General features: G+C 33.6%; 15 protein-coding genes. All 15 read right to left on the bottom strand.

Going from position 1 to position 22814, the window contains the following annotated elements; genetic code table 11:
- On the bottom strand, positions 1 to 3588 hold the full coding sequence (locus tag ABY905_RS02935) for a SusC/RagA family TonB-linked outer membrane protein (protein ID WP_372640277.1): 3588 nt from the start codon (positions 3586 to 3588) through the stop codon (positions 1 to 3).
- A 261-nt stretch (positions 3589 to 3849) separates the two neighbouring features.
- A complete protein-coding gene (locus ABY905_RS02930) occupies positions 3850 to 5067 on the bottom strand; it encodes a FecR family protein (protein WP_372640275.1) in 1218 nt (405 codons plus the stop codon).
- 76 nt (positions 5068 to 5143) lie between these two features.
- Entirely contained in the window at positions 5144 to 5704 is a 561-nt protein-coding gene (locus ABY905_RS02925; protein ID WP_372640273.1) for an RNA polymerase sigma-70 factor, read from the bottom strand.
- A 557-nt stretch (positions 5705 to 6261) separates the two neighbouring features.
- Positions 6262 to 7464, bottom strand: coding sequence for a phage integrase SAM-like domain-containing protein (locus tag ABY905_RS02920; protein ID WP_372640271.1), 1203 nt, complete (start codon positions 7462 to 7464; stop codon positions 6262 to 6264).
- 719 nt (positions 7465 to 8183) lie between these two features.
- Positions 8184 to 9275 carry a glycosyltransferase gene (locus ABY905_RS02915; RefSeq protein ID WP_372640269.1) on the bottom strand — a complete coding sequence of 364 codons (1092 nt, stop codon included), beginning with the start codon at positions 9273 to 9275 and terminating at the stop codon, positions 8184 to 8186.
- A complete protein-coding gene (locus ABY905_RS02910; RefSeq protein WP_372640267.1) occupies positions 9272 to 10267 on the bottom strand; it encodes a hypothetical protein in 996 nt (331 codons plus the stop codon). The genes ABY905_RS02915 and ABY905_RS02910 overlap by 4 nt, the downstream gene beginning before the upstream one ends.
- Before the next feature lie 843 nt (positions 10268 to 11110).
- Complete coding sequence (locus ABY905_RS02905) at positions 11111 to 11458, bottom strand: hypothetical protein (RefSeq protein WP_372640265.1); 348 nt, start codon at positions 11456 to 11458, stop codon at positions 11111 to 11113.
- A 183-nt stretch (positions 11459 to 11641) separates the two neighbouring features.
- Complete coding sequence (locus tag ABY905_RS02900; RefSeq protein WP_372640263.1) at positions 11642 to 13222, bottom strand: hypothetical protein; 1581 nt, start codon at positions 13220 to 13222, stop codon at positions 11642 to 11644.
- Positions 13223 to 13645: 423 nt separating this feature from the next.
- Complete coding sequence (locus ABY905_RS02895; protein ID WP_372640261.1) at positions 13646 to 15709, bottom strand: polysaccharide biosynthesis protein; 2064 nt, start codon at positions 15707 to 15709, stop codon at positions 13646 to 13648.
- A 101-nt stretch (positions 15710 to 15810) separates the two neighbouring features.
- Entirely contained in the window at positions 15811 to 16998 is a 1188-nt protein-coding gene (locus tag ABY905_RS02890; RefSeq protein ID WP_372640259.1) for a DegT/DnrJ/EryC1/StrS family aminotransferase, read from the bottom strand.
- A gap of 4 nt (positions 16999 to 17002) precedes the next feature.
- Complete coding sequence (locus tag ABY905_RS02885; protein ID WP_372640256.1) at positions 17003 to 17599, bottom strand: sugar transferase; 597 nt, start codon at positions 17597 to 17599, stop codon at positions 17003 to 17005.
- Position 17600: 1 nt separating this feature from the next.
- Positions 17601 to 18626, bottom strand: a complete 1026-nt coding sequence (locus ABY905_RS02880; RefSeq protein WP_372640254.1) for a glycosyltransferase family 2 protein — start codon at positions 18624 to 18626, stop codon at positions 17601 to 17603.
- A 24-nt stretch (positions 18627 to 18650) separates the two neighbouring features.
- Positions 18651 to 19937: a hypothetical protein gene (locus tag ABY905_RS02875; protein WP_372640252.1), complete on the bottom strand. Its 1287-nt coding sequence runs from the start codon at positions 19935 to 19937 to the stop codon at positions 18651 to 18653.
- 328 nt (positions 19938 to 20265) lie between these two features.
- A complete protein-coding gene (locus ABY905_RS02870) occupies positions 20266 to 21324 on the bottom strand; it encodes a glycosyltransferase family 4 protein (protein WP_372640250.1) in 1059 nt (352 codons plus the stop codon).
- A 215-nt stretch (positions 21325 to 21539) separates the two neighbouring features.
- Positions 21540 to 22814, bottom strand: a 1275-nt coding sequence (locus ABY905_RS02865; RefSeq protein WP_372640248.1) for an O-antigen ligase family protein, incomplete at its 5' end; no start/stop codon positions are given.

Raw genomic sequence — 22814 nt, 5'->3', positions numbered from 1 at the left:
TTAGAATCCTAATTTAAGCGAGAATGTAAACTGTTTTGGTACCGGAAGTGCAACCCCACCCGTTCCAAAGAACTCAGGATCTTGCCCGTTAAGTGCTTTATCCGAATACAACAGGTACAAGTTGGTACCCTGCGCCTTAACCGATGCACTAGCAACCCCTAATTTGCTTAGGAAGGCTTTTGGCACTTTATACTCCAGAGAAACCTCTTTTAATCGAATAAAATCACCCTTGGCCACTCTCTGATCCGAATAGTTGTAAGCATTATAGGTCGCTTCCAATTCAGACCCATACTTGTCTTTTAATCTTTTGGAAGCAATCACCGGAATACCAGTAAGCTTCTCATCGCCAGGCACAAGCCATCTGTTCTTCATATCCTTTGTTATGGCATCCATATCAGAGTAAGAAGCATGGAAAGAAGGGTACAAACGGATCACATTTCCAAATTGATAGCTACAAAAGACATTCAAACTCCAATTCTTATATTTGAACCTATTGGAAACACCTCCCGTAATCTTAGGATCAATTGACCCTTCGTACTTCAAATAATCAATGTCATTATCCTGGAAATAAACCTCACTGGTTACATTACCATCTTTATCGTAAAACTGCGGTAATCCCATTTCGCTCAAACCTGCAAAAGGAATGGAATACAAACCGCGAACTGGTCCTCCCTTCAAGGCTCCCCCTTCGGCTTTCACCAAATCAAAAATTATTGGATTGTTCTTCAGGTTCGTGATCTCACTCTTATTGTAGGCAAAAGTAAGGTTGGTGTTCCACTTGAAATCATCACTCACAATATTTTGAGACCCCAAGCTGAATTCAATCCCTTTGGATATCATATCGGCATAGTTGGCAAACTTCCAGCCTTCTCCACCTACTCCGGATGTTCTAACATTAGCAATCAGATCAAATCCTTTACGGCGGTAAGCATCAACGCTTATAGATATACGTCTGAATAAGCCCATATCAAAACCGATGTTGGTTTCGTACTGTTTCTCCCAAGTCAGTTCTGAGTTTCCTAAGGATTCGATATACATTGCATTTTGCTTCTCAGAATCGTAAGGGGTTGTGGTAATTCTGTTTCGATATACTATAGTAGCATTGTTAGCCGGCCCCATAGAAGCAGTCAGACCGTAAGTTCCTCTAAAAGACAAGTTAGACAACCACTCAACATCAGTTAAATATGATTCTTCTTTTGCATTCCACTTACCCGAGAGGTTCCATGTAGGCAAATATCTGGCACTTTTAGCCTTTCCTAAACGATTGGATCCATCAACACGAACGGTACCATTAATGGTATATTTTCCTGCGTAAGAATAAGCTGCATTGGTAAATGCCGCAACAAAACGGTCTCTGAATTCTTCCATTCCATAATAAGCGAATCCCGATTCATTGGTTGCCTTAATCATATTAGGATCGGTAAAAACGACTCCACCTTTATTGTACTGATAGCCATATCCATTCGAAAAATCATACTGACGGTCTACATATTTCAATTCCTGACCCAACATAACATTTACAGAATGAATTTCGTCAAAAGTACGGTTGTAGTTCACCATATTTCTGAAGTAAAGGTTCTTCATGGTATTGTTTTCCTTGTTGTAGAAACCACCATTAGGAAGTACAGAAATTGGTCTTGAATTTGGACGTGAAATATCTGTCCACAAGTATTTATTATCCTTCGCAACAACAGGATCATCAACTCCTGCATTATATGCAGCCACAACATTTGACCCCTCTTTAATAAGATGTTCGTTTGACGACTTCACATATCGAAGAGAACCTGTAAAATTATAATTCAGGTACTTATTGAATTTATAATCTGCACTACCCTGGATAGATAAATCCAGCACATCAAGATTAATGGAATTATTATTATACTCCTCAAGGATATTAAATGGGGCATAGTTCATACGAACATATTCCGAATTTCCATTCTCACCATAAGGCATAATTGTTCTACTGGTGTTCATTGCGTAAGAGAATGGATTGATATCGAACTCTCTCGAATAATTTCCATTCACCGCATCATTAGTACGGTTAAAAGTACCAGGCGTTTTTTGCTCACGAATAGAACCTTTAGTTTGCAAACCAATCTTAAGCTTCTCAGTCACATCAAAATCACCTCTCATGTTTATGGTATAACGATCTACATTATCGGCAATGGTCCATCCATCGTCATGTAACCATGAGGTAGAAGCATAAAATTTTGATGTTTCAGAACCTCCCGAAAAAGATACCGAATGATTTTGCTGCAAAGAATTTTTAAACAGAATATCAAACCAATCGGTATTGGCTCTTTCGTATCTGCGCAAAAAGTCGGCTCTGGCTTCAGGCGTATTTTCCAAGCCAAACTTACCGTTCTCATAGGAGTCGATCAGGTTATACATCTTATGAAAAACACCACCGTCTTTAGACCGCATCATATCTGCATGGTTCAACCATCCTTTATCCTCCATCTCCATGAACATGGCCATCTGATCCTGAGAATTCATGATATCGTAATCACCATAAGAAGGTTTCATTTTCATGGTGAACTCTGAACTTACTCTTATGGAATTTTTCCCTGTATGTCCTTTCTTGGTTGTAATCACAATTACACCGTTCATAGCTCGGGCACCATAAAGAGCTGTTGCAGAAGCATCTTTCAAAATCTGAAAGCTTTCAATGTCATCGGCATTCAAACCTGCAACAGAAGAAGAGATCAATGTTGAGGCATCACCCGAAGACAATTGATCAGGAGAAATGTCAACAACATCTTCCAATACGACTCCATCAACAACCCACAAAGGTTTGGTATCACCGTAAATAGAAGAAGCACCACGTACACGGATTTTTGGAGCAGCTCCAAAGGTTCCTGATACATTCTGTACAGATACACCCGCTACTTTACCTTCCAGCATACGCCCCACATCAGCCACACCTGCAACTTTAGCATCTTCTGCTTTTAATACTGTAGCCGAACCCGTAAACAGCTTACGATCGATCTTCTGATAACCAGTTGTCACAACAATCTCAGCCAATTGCTCAGAAGAACCTGTTAACACAACATTAATAACAGTCTGATCAGCAACAACGATTTCCTGAGGTTCCATACCAATAAATCTGAAAACCAAGACAACATTCCCTGCAGCAGGTATTTCAAGACTGTAATTTCCATCAAAATCGGTAGAAACACCATTGGTTGTTCCTTTCTCAACAACAGAAACACCTGGCAAAGGCAATTTAGTGTCATCAACAACTGTCCCTTTTATTTGTCTTTTATCTTGCTGCTGATTATTTTTTTGAGTCGAAGGCATTAAAATAATCACCTTATCTTCAATCTTATAATCGATTTTAGAGCCTTCCAGACAACGTTCCAGAATTTCTTCCACTCCTGAACCATTAAAATCAGCATCATTAATCTTTACATCTTCAATTTCATCCTGAGAATAAATAAAGTCGAATTCACTACTTTTTTTTATCTCATTCATTAAATCCTGCAAGCTTGCTCCTTTAAAGCTAACATTAAAGCTAGTTTGCTGAGAATAAACACTTGCAGATAACTGAAATGATGTAATCAGGAGTATAATCCACGTAAATTTCATAATTCTTAACATTCGTTTCAACCTTTCCCCCAGAGGGAAAACTTGACTCGTAGCGAGTTTTTTCATAAATTTGTTTCGAAAAGATTAAACATTGTATTCCTTATGGAATACTTTATTTGATTCAAGCAGGAAATGTTGTCGCATTTCCTGTTTTTTTTTAGGTTAAATTTTGGGTTTATTTCTCAAATACTGAATGACAGCTTAGCCAAGCAAATCAACACTAAAGCTTCAATCAACTAACATCTTATGATGTAATGAATTTTATCTAAATTTCTCGTCGTATTTTTTCCGGACTATGACATGATCATCCTTCACAATAAATTTCACACTGGTCGTTTGCTCCATTTTATATAGGACATCCTCTATATTGCCATAACGACTTAGTCTGGCACTAAAGCGAAGATTTTTCATATCCTGGTTTTCAAAAAACACTTTCACATTATACCTTCTCTCCAATTTGCGCATGATATCATCTAAATTTGCACTTTCAAACACAAACTTTCCATCTTTCCATGCCGTATAGATATCGGTATTCACTGTCGTTATTTCCACAGCTTTGGTTGATCTGTTAAAATTAGCCTTATGTCCAGGTACTAAATCAACCTCTGTCTGTGTTTTATCAAATCTTTCACTCATTAAACGAACAGAACCTTCAACCAGCGTTGTTTCAATATTTTCCTCATCAGGGTAGGCCATCACATTAAACTGAGTACCCAACACCTTAATATCAACATCACCTACACTCACATAAAACGGTTTATCCTTATTCTTAGCCACATCGAAAAACACCTCCCCTGAAACAGCCACCTTACGACTATCTCCAGAGAATTTTACCGGATAACGAATCTCAGAGAGCGCATTCATCCATACCTTAGTTCCATCTGAAAGTGTAAGTTGATACTCTCCACCTGCAGGAGTCACCACCACATTTTCTTGAATTTCAGCATCAATAATCTCATTAGACTGGTTAGTATAATTAAGGCCAGTGCTATCTTTCAGAATAAGAGATCCATCTGCCTCTTCGATTTGACTAATCTTTTTTGTGTCCAAATCAACACTACTTCCATCAGAGAGATACAAAATAGCCTTTGCTTCTCCTTTTTTAATATTTATAGGTACTTGAGCATATTGACTTTCATTTAACTCAAAAAAAGTTACAGTCATATAAGTTGTAATTGCAATTGGTAAAGCAAGAACAGCTGCTAAACGAGCTGCATTATACAACCTTCTCATTTTTGATTTCTTCTTAAATTTTATCTTCCACTCAATTTTTTGGCGAGCAGTTTCAATATCGAAATCTTTATAATGCTTTTTTTGCGAGTGTAGAATAATCGATTCTCGGGCTGAGTCGATCATTTGCTTTTTATTTTCATCCAACAAAAAGGGATTTAGTTGCTCCTTTTCATCATCAGAAAGCTTATTAGTAACCTCTTTTACTAATAATTCTGCGAGTAAAATATGTTCTTTTGTTTCCTTCATTTTTCTGTTCTTGTCTAGTAAGAACACCATAAATGAAAAACTGGGTGAAGAGAAAGTTAAAAAAAATAAAAAAAAACTAAAAACCACTGATAATCATCAGAATATCAAAGGCACCTTGAAGTTTTAAACGGAGAGTTTTATAGGCAATAGCCTTTTGAGTTTTTACAGAATTGATCGAAATACCTAAATCATCAGCAATTTCTTTATTTTTAAGATCATGCATGCTAAGCTGCAATACCTTTCGGCACTGTGGTGGCAGTTCACTAATGCATTGTGCAATCAGTCTCTTTCCTTCTTCTTCGACTACTTGCTGGTAAAAAAAGGATTCTGATTCAAGATGATACACTTGTTCAGCCTCATACCTCTTTTTCACTTTCTCGTGTCGTATTTGGTTCAGACACGCATTTCGAGTAGATTGGTAGAGATAAGCTTTTATGGCGTTTAAAGCCTCAAAATCATCAAACTTATCCCATAATATCAAAAAAACTTCCTGCACCAAATCTTCTCCATCCGCTGAAACGATCAGAAAGCGTTCGGCAAACTTACACAAGCCAGCATACATCTCATTAAACAGAGTATTATAGCTCAGTGTTTCATTATTATCGAGAAGAATGGTTTTATCGGAAATGGTTCTCATCCCTTATATTTATTGCCTTTAGAGTGTGTTATTCACAAAAATTAACAACTTAAGATTTGCGAATGTAGAAAAAACTTTTAGACCATCAAAGCAAGGTAATATAGCATGACATAGAATACACAACATTAATTATGCTTAATAACAAACCCTCTACAACGATTGCGTAAAATTTACAAAACGGCAAATCAAAAAACCATAAACACACACAGAACAAAGTATTAGCAAAGATTTCATTAGACATAAACTTGAAATGCATATAAACTAAAAAGAGCAAAACACAATACTATTATTGTTAACCAGTAAAAATCCCACAATTAATTTTTAATCTATATGATTTAGGAATATTTTAAAAAATACAACAATTTCATTTCCATACTCTCTTTCATAGAAAAAGAGACCCATCATCGATAGATCTCTTTCCTATTTTTATTACCTATCCTTTTTTTTCATCACTGTGGTAAACCTAATAGGTTTTAATAAATTCTCATCATAATCCGAAAAGAAACAATAAATAAACAACTTGATGTGCTCAAAAAAAAACAGCCTTAACGATTTACTTAGAGCGTTATCAACCTATTAGCAGCATCTAAAACTTCGTTTTCGAAGCTATCAAGATAGATTTGGGTTGTTTTCTCTGTGGTGTGCCCGAGTCCTTCGGAAATGACAGCCGTTGGAACACCTGAGCGCTTAGCAATAGTTGCCCATGAGTGACGTGCGACGTAGGACGTGAGGGGTATGTTCAATTCAATCAGGTTCGCAAGATCCCTTAGTTTGTGATTGGTTTTCTGCATTTGAGAGAGATAACTCTTATGGGGATCAGGATGATTCGGATCTATTATTGGGAATACATACTCCTTGGGATTTTTCAAATCAGAATATTTTTTAATTATTTCTAAAGCAGGTGGCAGCAATTCACAATTATATTGCTGAGAAGTTTTTTTTCTAGAATAATATAATCTTCCATCACGAATATCTTCAACTTTCATGTACGCAACATCAATAAATGACATACCCATGCAGTAGAAACTGAACATGAATAAATCCCTAGCTCTTTCCACGGCAATTTTATCATCAAGAACTAAATCTCGAATTACAATAATATCCTCTTTTTTTAATGCTCGCTTTTGTGTTTTAACACTCTGGATTTTATAATCATCAAAGGGGTAGCTATCCTTCTTAGCCAATTTCTCTTTGATCGCACGATTATATATGGCACGCAAAGTTCTCATTTGAAATGAAATGCTATTTATACTATTGTCTCTACTTATTAAATAGGTTTCAAAAGATTTCAGCCATTTGTAGGTGATCTGATCGAAACTAAACTCTTGCTCTTTAACGAATTTCTTTACAATATTAAGGTGGCATCTATAAACACGAGCATTCCCATTCTTTTTTTGATCAAGAAGCTCCTTAATTGTCTTTTCTGTAAAATTTATGAAAGAGGTTGACTCTACTCCTTTTAATTTAGCAATTACATCGTCAACTGTGTAAGCTTCTCCACTGGTTTCAAAATCAATAATAACTTCTTCAGCTTGCATAAAAAGTTTCTTAAGTAAGAAGTTCTTTTTAGTTACAATATACTTTTCCTTTTTTTGGAAATTAATAAGCTGACCATTCTTGTCATCCCAATTATTTAAGAAAGCAGAAATCCCTGTTGCAATTACCCTTCTACTTCTTTTGTGGATTATCTGAAGATGAATTGGAGATGTTCCATCATTTGAAATTTTATCTTTCCTAAAAATGAATTTTACAGAAGCCATAATACCTAATAAATTTGCACTGGGTGTAACATAGGTGTAACATTTAATGCATAAAGGTACATTATCTTTCTTTAATAACGAAAAAAGCGAAGTAACACAAAGCACTGTAAGAGAGCCTTACAGCACACCACTACTGGGATTAGGCTATTTTAAAGGAAAAACAAAGAAGGCGAAAACTTCGTTTGGAAAGCATGTGTACCGCAAGGTACCGGGGGTTCGAATCCCTCTCTCTCCGCCAAAACAAAAAAGCATCAAAGTAATTAACTTTGATGCTTTTTGATTTGTAACCATTAAGGCTTTAGGAAACACTTTTTAATGATCAAGGATATATCCAGCGAAACTTCCCTGATTGTACTTCGATGATCTCAAGAAAATTCATCTAATATTAATGTAATAATGTCACTAGTCTTATTTCTTAGGCCCCTCACCATCAAAACTTTCTTGCTCTTACTAGCCTTGCTAGTTCTGAGAACAAACTGACCATTAGACAAGGAGTTTCGACTATCGTTAAGTATGACCCTAAGTTTTAGGGCAAACCAGATAGCGTTTGGCATCCACAGTTTATTTATACCCATAGAAATTGCATAATTTATTTTTATATAACGCTGAAGATATCGCTCATCAAACCCTTTATAGATTTCAAGACTTAGCCATCTAACAACATCAGAATCAACCAAGCTCTTAAAATCACAGGCAGTTAGAGATCGTAAAAGCCATTGTTATTTCAATATTATAGAATTCCATTTATCAAAAGTTTTTTCATCATTTAATAAAGAATTGATTTTCAACTTTGACATTTCACCCTTATCAATTAGCTCATTTATTGAAAGTTTCAATGAAGAAATAAACGCATCTTTAATTGAATCTATATTATTCCAATCACATAAAAATCCATTAGAATTATCAACTAAATCTTTATAATCTGAAACTCGACTCATTATAATTGGTTTACCAAGCATCATACCTTCACATATTACATTTGGAAATCCTTCGTATTCACTGAATAAGCCTATAACATCAGCTTTATTCATAATATTATATACATCTCTACTACTTTCATTTAAAGACATAGAAGAATTTAAATTATTTTCATTGATTAAATTTTCAGCCTCATCGTAAGCTTTTGTATTACCTATTGACTCTTCTTTTCTTCCAAACCAACTAATTTGTATTTGCGCCTTTTCCCTCTCACTTAATAAGCTTAATGCTTTTATTACTCCTAAAGGATTTTTTAAGTAACTATATGTTGCCACAATAACAATATGTAATTTATTCCCTGATCTAGGAATATATCTGCTATTGATATGCGAGCAATCAATAAAATTGTGAATAATTTTAATTTTTTTAGAGTATTCAGGGAATGATGATTTCCACATTAACGCAGCATTGTTCGAATTGCAAACAATACAGTCAGAATACTTCTGAAGTTTGACAACTATTTTTCCCTTAAAAGTTTTAAAAAACTTCTTATTTGCACTTCGTTCACCTGTAATTACTTTCCACTTTTTCCTTCCAACTGCAGATAAACAATTTAATAAATTAGCTACTTGTAGAAAAGATATGACTGCATCATATTTATTTTTAATTATAAATTTTCTTACACTCAAAATTCTATGAACATAGTTATCACGAATTAACCAATGAATTAAGATATTATTTTCTTCTAAATGATGAGCAAAAAAATTTCCCCTTGCGTAACAAAGAACTTCTACGTTTACTCCATTTCTTTGTAAAGCTTTAGCCAACAATACAATTTGTCTTTGTGCACCTCCCGAACATAGATTATCCGAAAGGATTAATACCCTATTCATATGACATAGTTTATACCATAAAACTTAAACAGCTGAGAAAATGCAAATTTCACATTATCCGGAGCATCTTTTATTAATTCTTTAAAAATATTATCTGGTAATATTTCATCCTTTGTTTTTTGAATATAATATCTATATACAGGACTGTTCAAAATTTCCACATCACTTTCAACTTTATTAATTTCTTTTAAACTCCGTCTAAAAATCCCCAAATGAATACCGTGATGTGGTCTAAACTCTAGTCTTTTGGGAGCGTTATAATCTAACATTTTAACAGAATCTGTTTGAACACCTAACTTATTAAGATCAAATCCTAATTGTTTTACTATATATCCTAATATAATTTCAGCATTGGGATATTTCACATATTTAAAATAATTATTCTTATAAATCTGATTTCTATATTTTTGTCTTTGTTCGAAATTCAACTTATCAAAATAATCCTTAATTTTCACAAAATGTAATCCAGTTAATTTATATTCCTCTTTTTCTCCTATTAAAAAATTTAATATTCCTTTAAAACCAGCATGTTTAAACCTAAAAGCAAATGTAAAAGGCTTATAAGGATTAAAAACAAAATGCCTACGTAAGTTACTTATTGGCAAACCTATGAATTTCATGTGTTGTATATGTTGCTTATGTAATGCCATTGGTTCTAATAAATAGAACATGTCAATATCAACCGTATATAAATAATCATAGTTCTTAAATAAATCATCCCACAATATCCATCTCAAAGATTTACTTTTTAAAGGTGTCATTTTAGAACAATCATTAAAGCAACCTTCTCTTATGACTACTTTATTTGTTAATCCTATTTTTTCAATTTGTTTTTTAATATCTGGGTTTAAGTCATCATATAGAAATAAGACTACATCATATTCAGGATATGCTTTATGACAGGAGTATAATAAAAAAGGCAAATAACATTGGTATTTAGGTCCATAGACAAAGGTTGTGAGACAAACTCTACTACTATTTAAATTATTCATACAGCTATGTTATTATATTTTTCGTGATACAATTCAAAAAATGAATTGGTAACATTTAGAATATTGAATTTTATAATATCTATATCAACTCTCTTTTTGTGAAATCATCTCTTCATAAATCATCAGAAGTCTCATTTTCTTCAAGTTCAGATATAATCTCATAAATTGACCCTTAGATAAAAAACAAACTAACTCGACAATTGTACTTCTAGTGAATTTTTAAGATTCAGAAAAAAAACTTGCCCACAGAAAAAATCTCATGGTTTGATGGGATTTTCACTTACAATCCCTATACACTTATCATTTATCAATAAATTATAAAATAAACTTCACAATAAATCAAGTTTGTGAAAATTGCGTACAAGTGAGATTTAATAGGATTACACAAGCTTCATAACCGACATTTTGATGCATGAAATAATCATCTTTAATATGAAAAGGGATGGCTATTGTGGAAGAGACTTAAGCTAATAGATACTAATGGGTCCATCTTTAAAATACAAAAACTGCTATTGTTTTTTTTTGTAAAAAAAATGAACTTACTGGAATATCTCATTAACATCAATACGGGTTGATTTATAGGTTAAAATCAATTGTATATTATTGTAGGGAATTTAATCTTAAATAGGGGCTTTGTTATGGGAATATAATTACTATTCCCATTGACGAAGACTGATAGTGTAGCAATTGTTAATTTACACAACCTTAAAAAACTTGTGTAAATATATTTCTTGGGGGGAAATTGTATAATTAGACCTTAACCTTATAATATACAAGGCAAAAGACGATAATTTAGATATTATTTTATTCCATAGAAACCCAAAAAGGGAAATAAAATAAACATCAATTATTATTAGATTTATCCTTAACCTCTGCTGCTTCTTGCTGTATATAAACACCAAAATCCATAGTGGTATGAACAGGGGAACTAGGCACACCTTCGACTGGATTAGAAACAGATGTCAGATCCATAGGAATAAATACAATAGAATCAGGATTATCAATAGCTATTATGGATTTAGAACCTAAATTCTGAACATCAAATATCTCAGGGTGAACAGGAGTTGGAATAATATCCGTATCCCCGTTTCCGTTTCCATTTCCGTTTCCGTTTGGACTTACGTTTCCACTTTTTTCAGTACAAAAGGTCATTAGGCATCCTAAAAGCAGTATGAGGAGTAATTTTTTCATGATCGGTAAATAAATAATTTGTCGTGAATATTGTTTAATAATATTTAATCAGTCCGAAAGAATTCAATCTTTCATGCATTTTTATGACTTAATTAAACCAAATAAAGACCAATATAGTATAAACAGCCCAATACAATGTATAGCTACGAAAATTGATTTAACAATTCTGTTTTTAAGTACAAATTATTTTTCAGTAACTGTTTCTTTATTTCTGGTATAATAATTATCGTTCTCAGAACAAGGAGAACTAATTATTAAATAAACTCCAAATTCAAGACCAGTATGTGAAGGGAAAACGGGTACATTACCATTCGGAGACGTAGTTGCTGTCAAATTCATTGGAATATCAATACTGCCTCCTTTATAAACACCTGCTAATAATGGTCCTTGATTTAAATTTTCAACATCAAAAATTTCATAGTTTGCGCCATCCTCAATTAAATCTGATAAATCGACACTAATGGAGTTGTTCAAATCCCTGTTGAATATGGTTATAGAAGAACGTCCTGGTTCGTACTTATTAGGTCGCTTGAAAATTTTCGTACCCGAAGGAGCGGCATGTGTATACTGACTATTTTGGTCAATTGAATAAGTTTGTTTCCATCCCTCAAATGTAATTGCGTTCTCATTATAAGCTTTGGTAATACCTCCTGCGTAGTAGGTATTATAATCCCATTCATAAGACGAAGATTGTACGCCTGATGGGACTTCTAAATATATCAATTTTCCGTTGCCGACAATTGTATTTCCAATAAATTCAACTGATTTCCAGTTGTTCATTCTCAAGACAGGAAAACCTCCCATCAAATAATTATCTTTAACAATTACATTATCATTGGCAACATCATAACCAAGCCTAACGTTAGTCTTAATTACTGATGGTGTGATATAGGTGTAATTGTCTGTAATAACCAATCTATCAGCTGGCTGACCACCACCAATCAGTATATTATCACTTATATCTTTACCTCTTGATATAATTCCATTATTAAAAATAGAATTTCCCTCAATATGATACCCTCGAATAGACGAACTCGATGTATAGACTTGAATACCCTTATTAAAGTTATGAAAGAAAATATTGTTCTCAATCACCTTTGTTCCATCTTCATTTTGAGAATAGAAAGCATGTCCGTGACCTCGATCTGGACCTTGCCACCCATTGTAGTAAGATATACATCCATAAACCTCTGTATTTACTCCTGAAGCCCATGCTCCAATTCCATTACCAGCAGCATCATGTACAATTACATTGATGATTTTATTATAAGAACCTAATACGTTTACTCCTGTAGCATTGGGAATATCTGAGGCAAAACTTCCCGCTATTTGAGAAATACGATTAGTATTCGAATCGGTAACAGTAAAACCCCAATAAATTGTGTAAGATCCCTTAACAGACAATACTGCAGAACCAGTTCGACCTACCCCATCAATAATAGCTTTTTCGCCAGGAAATTGTCGAACCACTATATTTGCTCCCTCTGCTCCATTTAAGGTACTCGTGAAGTGACCTTTATAAACCCCTGCATGTAACCAAATGGTATCTCCTTGTAAAACTGTTGAAGGATGAGAAAGCGCAGTGTTCAAATCCCATGGACTGAATTCACTACCATCTCCATTGGGAGAACCATCTACTGCCACGTGAAAAGAGCTTGCAAATGAACTGCAAGTCAAAAACAAAAAGAATAATACCAGGTGAAATTTATATCCAATCTCAAAAACTCCACGTTTTTTTGTAACAAGTGTTGTAATGGCTTTCATTTTCAATTTTATTTAGACATGAAGGGGAATACTCGCAATAGTAAATTAGAGGATTAGGAGTCGATTATGGATTTAGAATAACTAAGTTCGCACGTATCAGTGGTATACGATTTAAAATTTTAATTGTTTCAAAATAAGGAGAGTAATTTTAGATTAAAAAATTTATTATTTCAAAAACTTTTATAATCGTGAATCGCAATTTATCAAATAGAAATCGCTCCCTATAAAAACTATACTAAATACTAGAACTCTATAAAACATTTGAATATTTCATACAACCCTAACTTATTGTTATTTAAAAACTTAAATAAGTTACAATCCGTGGAACAAGACCTGTATCTAAACTTAATTTGACTGTAAAAAAAACAATCTCCTAGTTTCAATAAATCACTATAGATATGACAGATAATGAGTAGGTTATAGTTATATCAAATTTATGGGTTTCTTATTTTTACTTTTAAGACTTACTAAACTTAATCTTTTGACGCTAATCTTTTCGCCATTTTTAGGAACTGAATCGTCTAGCTTCTTAATTGAAGGAATATCTTTTAATTTTTGGGAATGAAACACTAACAAATCATCACTAGATTCATTATTATAATAATCTAATAATTCATATATTGAGTTTTTAGAGATAAATTCTGGAACCAAATCTTTCATTCTTGCAACGATCATTTCATTATTCTCTACATTCAAAAAATGTAGAATCTCAGAAATGGCTGTATTCACATCGTCAAAGTTATGTGGACGCACCTGTCCAATCATAATTCTGTTATTATGAGTAGGTAGCGTATTTTCATTTCCAGCCAATAATTCCTCATATAACTTCTCCCCAGGTCTAAGTCCTGTGAAAGTGATATGGATATCAATATTTAGTTTCAACCCTGCTAAACGAATCATCTTCTTTGCTAAGTCAAGAATTTTGACTGGTTCTCCCATATCAAAAACAAAAATCTCGCCTCCTTGTCCCATACATCCAGCTTCTAAAACCAATTGACAAGCCTCAGGAATCGTCATAAAGTATCGTGTTATATCTGGATGAGTAACCCTAACGGGGCCACCTTGCTCAATCTGTTTCTTAAAAAGAGGTACCACAGAACCATTAGACCCTAAAACATTTCCAAATCGAGTTGTTATAAAAGATGTTTTAATATCGCCTCGCTGAGCTAGTGACTGGATGTATATCTCGCAAATACGTTTCGAAGCACCCATTACATTAGTTGGATTAACGGCTTTATCTGTTGAAATCATAACAAACTGTTCGACTCCAAATTCCACCGATAAATCGGCTAAATTTCGTGTTCCACCAACATTAACTCTTATAGCTTCATAGGGATTGTCTTCCATTAATGGAACATGTTTATATGCTGCAGCATTAAAAACAATTTCAGGATTAAAATGCTCAAACACTTTTCTCATTCGCGCAGAATTGGAAACATCACCAATTACTAACTCAAATGGAGCTTTATTATATTTCGAGTTTATTTCTTGCTGTAAATCATATAAAGCAGATTCAGCTTGATCAAGAAGAACTAATTTTCCTATCGGAAATCTTAATAGTTGACGAACAATTTCAGAACCTATAGATCCCGCAGCTCCAGAAATCAAGATGGTTTTACCAATTAAACTTTGACTAATTCGTTGTAAGTTCAGTTGAATTTCATCTCGACCTAAGAGATCTTCAATCTTAACATCTCTTACGCTTTTTGCAGGCATTTTTCCGTCAATCCAATCATCAAAGGCAGGCAATACTTTAACTTCCCAATTATTTTCCAGACAGATCTCTGTAATCTCACTGATTCTTTCCTTTCGCATTTTTGATGCGGCAAGAACGAGCATACTCACACCCTTTTTCACTCCCACAGATAAAGCTTTAGAAAATCCACTCACCTTAATATCATGCAAATTCGTAGACCACTTATTTTTATCATCATCCACAAAACCTACAACCTGATAATTTCCTTTACGCTCCTTATTTAATATCTCCAAAGCCAAAAGCCCTAAATCTCCGGCTCCATATATTAATGTTTTTTTAGTTTTCTCAACCTTTGACAGATATGAATAGACTTCTCTCACAACCAATCGAAACCCTGTTAGGAAAAATAATGTGAATATAAATTGAAGAACTAACACCAGATAAGGAACATGTATAATATTTCCTTCAAAACTTTGATTAATGAAATCAAGTCCAAAAAGGATGACAACTGCACTAAAATTTGTATAAATCAGACGAATTAACTCTCTAAGGTTGGTATGACGAATAACTCCTTTGTACGAACTAAAAAACAAAAAACATATAGCATAAGTAGTCACACATAACCCACCAGCTACAAAGAACTCCCAAGCACTTACATTAGGTAATTTAAAGTTTAATCGAATCACATAAGCAACTACAAATGCTATCGACACCAAGAGCAAATCAATTAAAAATATCCACCAAGGAGAAATAATCCGGACATTTAAGAACTTTCGTAAACGTGCTTTCATAAGATAATCATTAAACAGAATGATATATTAAGTCTGCATAGAATAATTGAGTGTCAACCACTAAGCTTCAGAAACATGGAGTCAATAAAAATCACAATCTGTTAAACAGAAGTGACATTAAGTTTTGCTTCTTTCAGAATTGTTTTGATGCTAGAACAAATAAAACTAAGGTCATCAGTATCCATAAATGGAAACAGAGGTAAAGAAACGGTTCCCTTCCATATTCTTTCACTATTGGGAAAGTCTATAGCCTTCAAGTCATAACGTTCCTTATAATATGACATCAAGTAAAGAGGTTTATAATGAACAGAAGTTCCGATCCCGATTTGGGCCATACGTTCAATAAAAGTATTCCGTTCTATGTTCGCTTCTGGTGTAAGAACGATAGGAAATAAATGCCACGCATGATCTTCTAATGGAATCGTACATACCGGCAAATCTATGCCATCTATTCCCTGCAGTCCACTTCGATAAAAATTTACAGCTCTTAACCTACCCATATGAAATTTGTCAGAATCTTCTAGTTGTGCCAAACCAATAGCTGCATTTAAATCAGGCATGTTGTATTTGTATCCAGGAGCGACTACATCATATTCCCAAGATGGTTTATCAGAAGTAAATCGATCCCAAATATCACGATTAATGCCATGAAGACGCATCACCTTAACCCGCTTGTAGATATCTTCATTGTTTGTCGTAAGCATACCTCCCTCACCAGTTGTAATGGTTTTATTTGCATAAAAACTAAAGCAAGTAACATCTCCAACACTCCCAATCATCTGATTACCAATACGAGTTGGGAAAGCATGAGCAGCATCTTCGACAATTCGAATACCATTCTTTTTACAAACTTTCAAAATGCCATTATCACCTAACATGTCGGCGGGATGTCCTCCAAAATGAACTATAATCAGAACTTTAACATCTGGATGCTTTATAATAGCCTTTTCAAGAATTTCAGGAGTTAAAATACGGGTATCATAATCTACATCCAGAATAACAGGATCAGCATGCAAATATCGAATAACCTCAGCTGAAGCAGTAAAAGTCATAGCTGGAACAAAAACCTTATCACCCACTTTTACATTTAAAGCCTCGAGCCCAAGGTGGAGGGCTGCCGTACATGAATTTACAGCACAGGCATACTTAACCCCTATTTTTTGAGCAAATAGCTTCTCAAATTCTTGAGTTTTACCTGCAGTTGTAAGCCAACCACTTTTTAATACTTCTTTTATATATTTCAATTCAGATCCTGAACAAGAAACTTTTGAGAAAGGAATCTTAGGCATAATATTACTTTTTTCGGATTAAGATTAAAAGGGTTTTAAAAATGATTCGACAGTCCTGTGCAAGAGATTGGGTTTTGACATATTCCAGATACAAGGAAAGTTTTTTTGGAAGAATTACTTCTCTATAGGTTTTTTGGGGACTAAGACTACTTGCCAGAATTTCTTCTTCGTTTCTAAACAAAATAGATGCATTATCCGTTATACCGGGTTTAACTTTATGAACGCTCTTCCATTTCTCAGGATAAGCTTTAACCCACTGGCGTACTTCAGGTCGAGGTCCAACAAGTGACATTTCACCAGACAAAACATTAAGAAGTTGTGGTAACTCATCTAATTTAGTACGCCTTAAAAAACGACCTACAGATGTCACTCGTGATGTGTCACCAGCATCAAAGGAGCCCTCCTCAGATTTTCTGTTAAGATTCATCGTTCTGAACTTTAACAGGTAGAAATCTGCACCTCCTTTTCCCACACGACATTGCCTGAAAAAAATCGGGAAACCTGATTCAATAACAATACACACAGAAGTGATTATCAAAACTGGAAATAGAAAAAACAGCCCCAAAGTAGATAGGAAGATATCTAAAATCCTTTTATTCATTTTATCTTGATAGTGAAAATTTTTCTCCTCTCCCCTGTTTTGTCAAAATTGATAAAAAACCAACTAAATACCCTAAACCATATGATATGTGCATACATGAAAAACTAATCATCAACCAAAAACAGGCTGTAAAAGAGCCTAAGGCTTTAAAATTCCAAAATGAAATTCCTACGATAATCAAAAGGTAAGGCAGCAAAAAAAGTAAAAAAGGACTTAACGCAATGGGATAAAGTAATGAAACCAAAACTCCAAGAATTAAATAAGAAACCAGAGCCAGTGGAGCTAATTGTCTTAAACTTGATATTTTTTTTATTTTTAGATTTACCAAAGGTTTAAAATAGCCATATTGATAATACATTTTCCATAAGATAGAAATCGATTCGCGTGCATAATATTTTACACTGATATCAGGAATTAAAAATATTTTCATTCCATTTTTAATCATACGTGCATTTAACTCATCATCCTGATTACGTATCAATTCCAGATCAAAACCTCCAATTTGGTTAAAAACCTCTCTTCGAAAACAGCCAAATGGAACCGTATCAACTTGTTTAACAGATTCTATTCCGATTCTAAACCAAGAGTTTCCAACGCCCAACGGGTGACTTAAAGCCTTTGCTATCGCAAGAGATTTAGGAGAACTACTAAAAGGTATTGTTTCAAGTTTAACACCCACATTATCTGCATCCAAAGCATATAAATTTTCAACCAAAACTGAAATGTAATTAGTTGGATAAACTGAATGAGCGTCCATACGGATAATGACATCACCCTTCGCAATAGCGATACAGTTATTTAAAGCTGCAGATACAATTTTAGGCTTATTATCTACAAGTTTCAGACTATGAAATTTATCCACGTAGACTTCTAATTTTTCTCTAGTTCCATCATCTGACATACCATCTGCAACAATTATTTCCATAAAATCTCTTGGGTAATCTTGGTTTAGGAGAGAATTCATAGTAAAATCAATATAATTTAATTCATTCCTTACAGGAATAATTATAGAAACAAAATGTGTCATTACAAGATCATGTTACTAGGCTAATTAATAGATTTCGGTAGTAAAATGTTTAAACTTTCCATTGGCTTTCCGCTCTAAAGAATCTACCCGAATTATTTCTATCCTTAGACCTTTTTCCAAATAGGTTTCAAAAGTTTTTTCTATCAAATAAGTTTCCTCTGAAGTGAGGTTTCGGTCGGCAACAATCAATAACTCGATACGGTCTAGTGCTAACTGATTAACCCTGTACTCCTTTACAACATTAGTCTTTTCCAGTATCTCTCTTGCCACGTAGTAAAAAGTAAATCCTGGCACTTTCTTTCCTGAAGGAAGTATTGCCATATCATTTAATCTCCCCATTAAGCCAGCAATCCATGTTTTTCCATTCGCTCGGTGAATGCTGGCTAAATCTCCAACTTCGTATCGTACAAAAGGGGTGCCTTTATTGAACAAAGAGGTACATAACAAGCGCCCCTGCTCTCCATCAGGAAGTAATCTATTTTCATCATCCACAACTTCCAAGTACAGTAATTCGTCAGAAGCTATCCATTCATTGTCCAACTTAAATCCAATTATTCCCAACTCAGAAGCTCCGTATTCATTTACTACAGGTACACCAAAAACCTGCTGCAAAAATTCCTGATCCTCAAAACTACATAGCTCAGATGTGACAAAACACTTCGTGATTGATGGGCATTCTTTTTTCAAAACAATTTGTTCTTTTTCTAGATACTTTGCAAAATGAACCATTGAATTTGTGTACCCATAGAGGTATTTAAAAGATTTTCTCTGAAATATTTTCAACCATTTTTTCAGTACATAATCAGACAAATCGAAAACGGGGAAACGTAATCTGTTTCCTAAAAAATCCTTAATACTCTCTTTGGTATTCCCAATAAAACTCAATGGTATACCATAGAATCTAGCCTCTAGGTCATTTAAAGCAATACCTGCTCTATTGTACCGTTCTTCAATTAAGGCCCATGCTAATGCATGACAATAACGATCTTTAGCAAACACAAGTGGTTGTCCTGATGAACCTGATGTATTCTCTACATACCACTTATGAGAACCATCTACAATGGGAAGCTTAGTTCGATAGTCTCCAGACAGATCCGATTTTGACAAAATTGGAATATCCTCCCATCTTTCTTTTAGATTCTTACCTAAATTTTGATAAAAGGGGTTGAATTCACAATGATATTTATAGATCTTCCAGGCTTGTTCTTTCTGCCATTCTAAAATATCCGGAAATTGTCTTATTTGCTTTAAATCTGAGATAGCCTTATTGATGGGAAGACCTTTCAATTTTAATAATCGTCTAAAATCCATAATAATTCTAATTTAATACATCACACCGTTGAGTCTTAACTGTTTTCCAATCAAAATTTTCCACCGAACCTTGGCCATCATTCACCTGACATAATGTAAACTTCTAATTCTCAAGTAAAAACAAGATGATTCCCTTCATTCAACATACCCTATATTTTTGATGCAGAGAGTATTAGCAGTCAATTTAAACATCACTAACTGGAAATCTATTCACTCTATGTTAAGTAATTGCCGTTTTATAATTATAATCACAAAAAACGTTCAAGAAAAAATCTAAATTATTTCGACCAAACTTATATGTGGATAAGTTTAATATAGTTAGAGGTACTCACAAATTCCACCCACCATTAGTACTAAACTCTTTTACTTTACCCATAACTTTAGTAAGATGAAACCCCTCAACTGCATATTGGATACCTTTACTTATAGATTGAGAATAATGGTCATCTTCTATGATTTCATTTAATTTTTGCACTAAATCGTCTTCACATTTGGGTTTAACCAAAGATGCACTTTCACTATTAACGACATATTCACCAATAGAATTAAAATCTGATATTACCACAGGTACTCCCACAAAACCGGCTTCAACAAGTACACCTGGCAAACCCTCACCTGGGTGAAAAGTAGGAAGTGCAAATAGATGATAATCTAAAAAAACAGTTTGCACCTGACTAGGATCTATAACTCCCATATAATTTATTGAATCGCAAGAATCAACTTTCGTCAAAAATTCTTTTTCAAACATAGGTTCGATAGGTCCATAAAAATCTAAATTTAATTCCAGCCCCCTAGCAATAAGCTTATTATAGGCCTCTATTAATATTAATACTCCTTTGGTAGGTGTAATTCTCGAAATAAAAACGATTTTGTTTCGATTAATAGCAGTAAGTTCCCATTTTACTCCATTCTTTTTACGTGGGTTATAAATAATTTTGCAATTAGTGACCCCCATTGCTATTAAATTATTCATCACCGATTTAGACTCTACAAAAACAAAATCCAATTTCTTCAAAAAAAAGAGAAATAATTTGCTCAATATATTGGGCATTTCACCTATTTGAACATCAAAACATCCCCCCATAACAAAAAGCATAATCTTTTTTTTTATGAAAAATGAAAATACAACACATAAGGGAACCAGCACAAACCTTCCCGTTTTGTTCAGTGATAATATAATTTGGTCTGATATTCGGAGTAAATTCAATAGCCGTCTGAAAAATTTCAATTTATTTTCACCTCTGTTAATTGAATCAAAATATTGAATTTCATTAGAAAAAAAAGTTGAAAATCCTTCTTTCAAAAATTGATTCTTAACTCCATCACCATTATTGGGAGGTGAAAAAGGACCTACAAAAACAGTACTAGTATTCTCATGATTTTCCATTTCTTTCTTCTAGTCTTCTTTTGTTATCTTTTTATAAATATTCACGATCTTTTCAAGAGAACTCTATTTTGAATATTCTAAATTGACACTCTCTATAGGTTTGTTTACCCTAGTTTATCACCGAGTCAATTTATGATCTTATAACAGATTTTAGAGAAGATAATTTTTAAAATCCAGATCATTAATTAAAACATTTAACAACCCTATTAAATACCTTAGGATATTGAACCTTTTTTAAAATTGATATTATAGAACCTATTTCCTTTTCTATAGGGGTTATTTTTCGGGATTCTAATGCCTTTTTTCTTTCGTGCAAAGTCGTCAATATCTAATAAAAACAAGGCAATAAACATGCCGGGTATAACGCCTAAACCTGAAGTCGTACCTATGTAAAGCATATAACCAAACAGTGCTAATAAGGGGAGCTTATAATTCAGCTTTACATAAACTGAAAACACTTTTTTAAAACGTTTTATTAAGAAAAAACAAAAGCAAACAAATGCAATAAGGCCATATTCTATTAATATATTAAGATACAAGGAATGTAACTGATGAGAACCTCCAGCCATAGATTCAATTGCATTAACTCTGGTTGAAAATTTTCGGCTAAAGTTTGGTCCTTTACCAGGACCAAAACCACTTAAAATATTTATCGGTGGTTCACTTACTAAATATACTCCGGCCATTTTCCACTGATCAGCGCGACCAGAAGTCGCTGAAGAAATTCCTCTTTCATTATTAAACGTCTTATTAAACCAATGCTGTGTAATTTCAGAATAACTAGAATTACTAATAAAAATGAAACTTAAACAAACTGCAACTAATATGGGTAAAAATTGCTTAATGCTGAATTTACTTAGAATCAAAAACAAAAGATAACTCCCCATGAACATAAAGAATCCAATTCTCGATGTTGTCAATATTGTCAATACAAGAATAAATGCCAGAAGTGGGTATTTTAGTCTCTCCATCCATTCATTGTCCATTTGAGCAATCCAAACTTTTTTATCTACAAAAATAAAAAATGCCGATAAAACCAATCCAATACTTAAGGCGCTGGGATTTGCCTTATGAACGACATCACTAGTTTCTATTACATAACGAGTATCAATATGTTGCAAAAAACTTATTATAATTAGGGCAGAACTTGCGATGAAATAAATGGTATACTGTCTCACATAACGAACAGATTTCAAAACCATACTAAAAAGTAAAAGTGCTAAAACTGTTTCAATAAATTTCATAAACCTTTCAACTGAAACCCCTATAAACATACCATAAGCAACAAAAAGGAAAATAAATACGATAATACTTATCCGCGCCTTACAATAGATAATTTCTAAAAATAGTTGTCTATTATTTATAAACCATAATATTAAAGCGGCTAATAGAATGATTGATACTCCATTATAAGAAATTACGTATTGCCTTAAAAAGGCTAAAAATGGAGCATAGATAAGAATCACAATCGTAAAAAAAGGAGCAGCATC

Source organism: Ancylomarina sp., from assembly GCF_041555295.1.
Taxonomy (GTDB): domain Bacteria; phylum Bacteroidota; class Bacteroidia; order Bacteroidales; family Marinifilaceae; genus Ancylomarina.
Note: the sequence above shows the minus strand (reverse complement) of the source record. Positions and strands in the feature narration are given on the sequence as shown.

Coding starts and splice junctions, on each gene's coding strand:
- ABY905_RS02900 (WP_372640263.1), bottom strand. CDS start 13,222: ATGAAAGCCATTACAACACTTGTTACAAAAAAACGTGGAGTTTTTGAG.
- ABY905_RS02920 (WP_372640271.1), bottom strand. CDS start 7,464: ATGGCTTCTGTAAAATTCATTTTTAGGAAAGATAAAATTTCAAATGAT.
- ABY905_RS02890 (WP_372640259.1), bottom strand. CDS start 16,998: ATGCCTAAGATTCCTTTCTCAAAAGTTTCTTGTTCAGGATCTGAATTG.
- ABY905_RS02915 (WP_372640269.1), bottom strand. CDS start 9,275: ATGAATAGGGTATTAATCCTTTCGGATAATCTATGTTCGGGAGGTGCA.
- ABY905_RS02895 (WP_372640261.1), bottom strand. CDS start 15,709: ATGAAAGCACGTTTACGAAAGTTCTTAAATGTCCGGATTATTTCTCCT.
- ABY905_RS02930 (WP_372640275.1), bottom strand. CDS start 5,067: ATGAAGGAAACAAAAGAACATATTTTACTCGCAGAATTATTAGTAAAA.
- ABY905_RS02925 (WP_372640273.1), bottom strand. CDS start 5,704: ATGAGAACCATTTCCGATAAAACCATTCTTCTCGATAATAATGAAACA.
- ABY905_RS02870 (WP_372640250.1), bottom strand. CDS start 21,324: ATGGAAAATCATGAGAATACTAGTACTGTTTTTGTAGGTCCTTTTTCA.
- ABY905_RS02885 (WP_372640256.1), bottom strand. CDS start 17,599: ATGAATAAAAGGATTTTAGATATCTTCCTATCTACTTTGGGGCTGTTT.
- ABY905_RS02905 (WP_372640265.1), bottom strand. CDS start 11,458: ATGAAAAAATTACTCCTCATACTGCTTTTAGGATGCCTAATGACCTTT.
- ABY905_RS02880 (WP_372640254.1), bottom strand. CDS start 18,626: ATGACACATTTTGTTTCTATAATTATTCCTGTAAGGAATGAATTAAAT.
- ABY905_RS02910 (WP_372640267.1), bottom strand. CDS start 10,267: ATGAATAATTTAAATAGTAGTAGAGTTTGTCTCACAACCTTTGTCTAT.
- ABY905_RS02935 (WP_372640277.1), bottom strand. CDS start 3,588: ATGAAATTTACGTGGATTATACTCCTGATTACATCATTTCAGTTATCT.
- ABY905_RS02875 (WP_372640252.1), bottom strand. CDS start 19,937: ATGGATTTTAGACGATTATTAAAATTGAAAGGTCTTCCCATCAATAAG.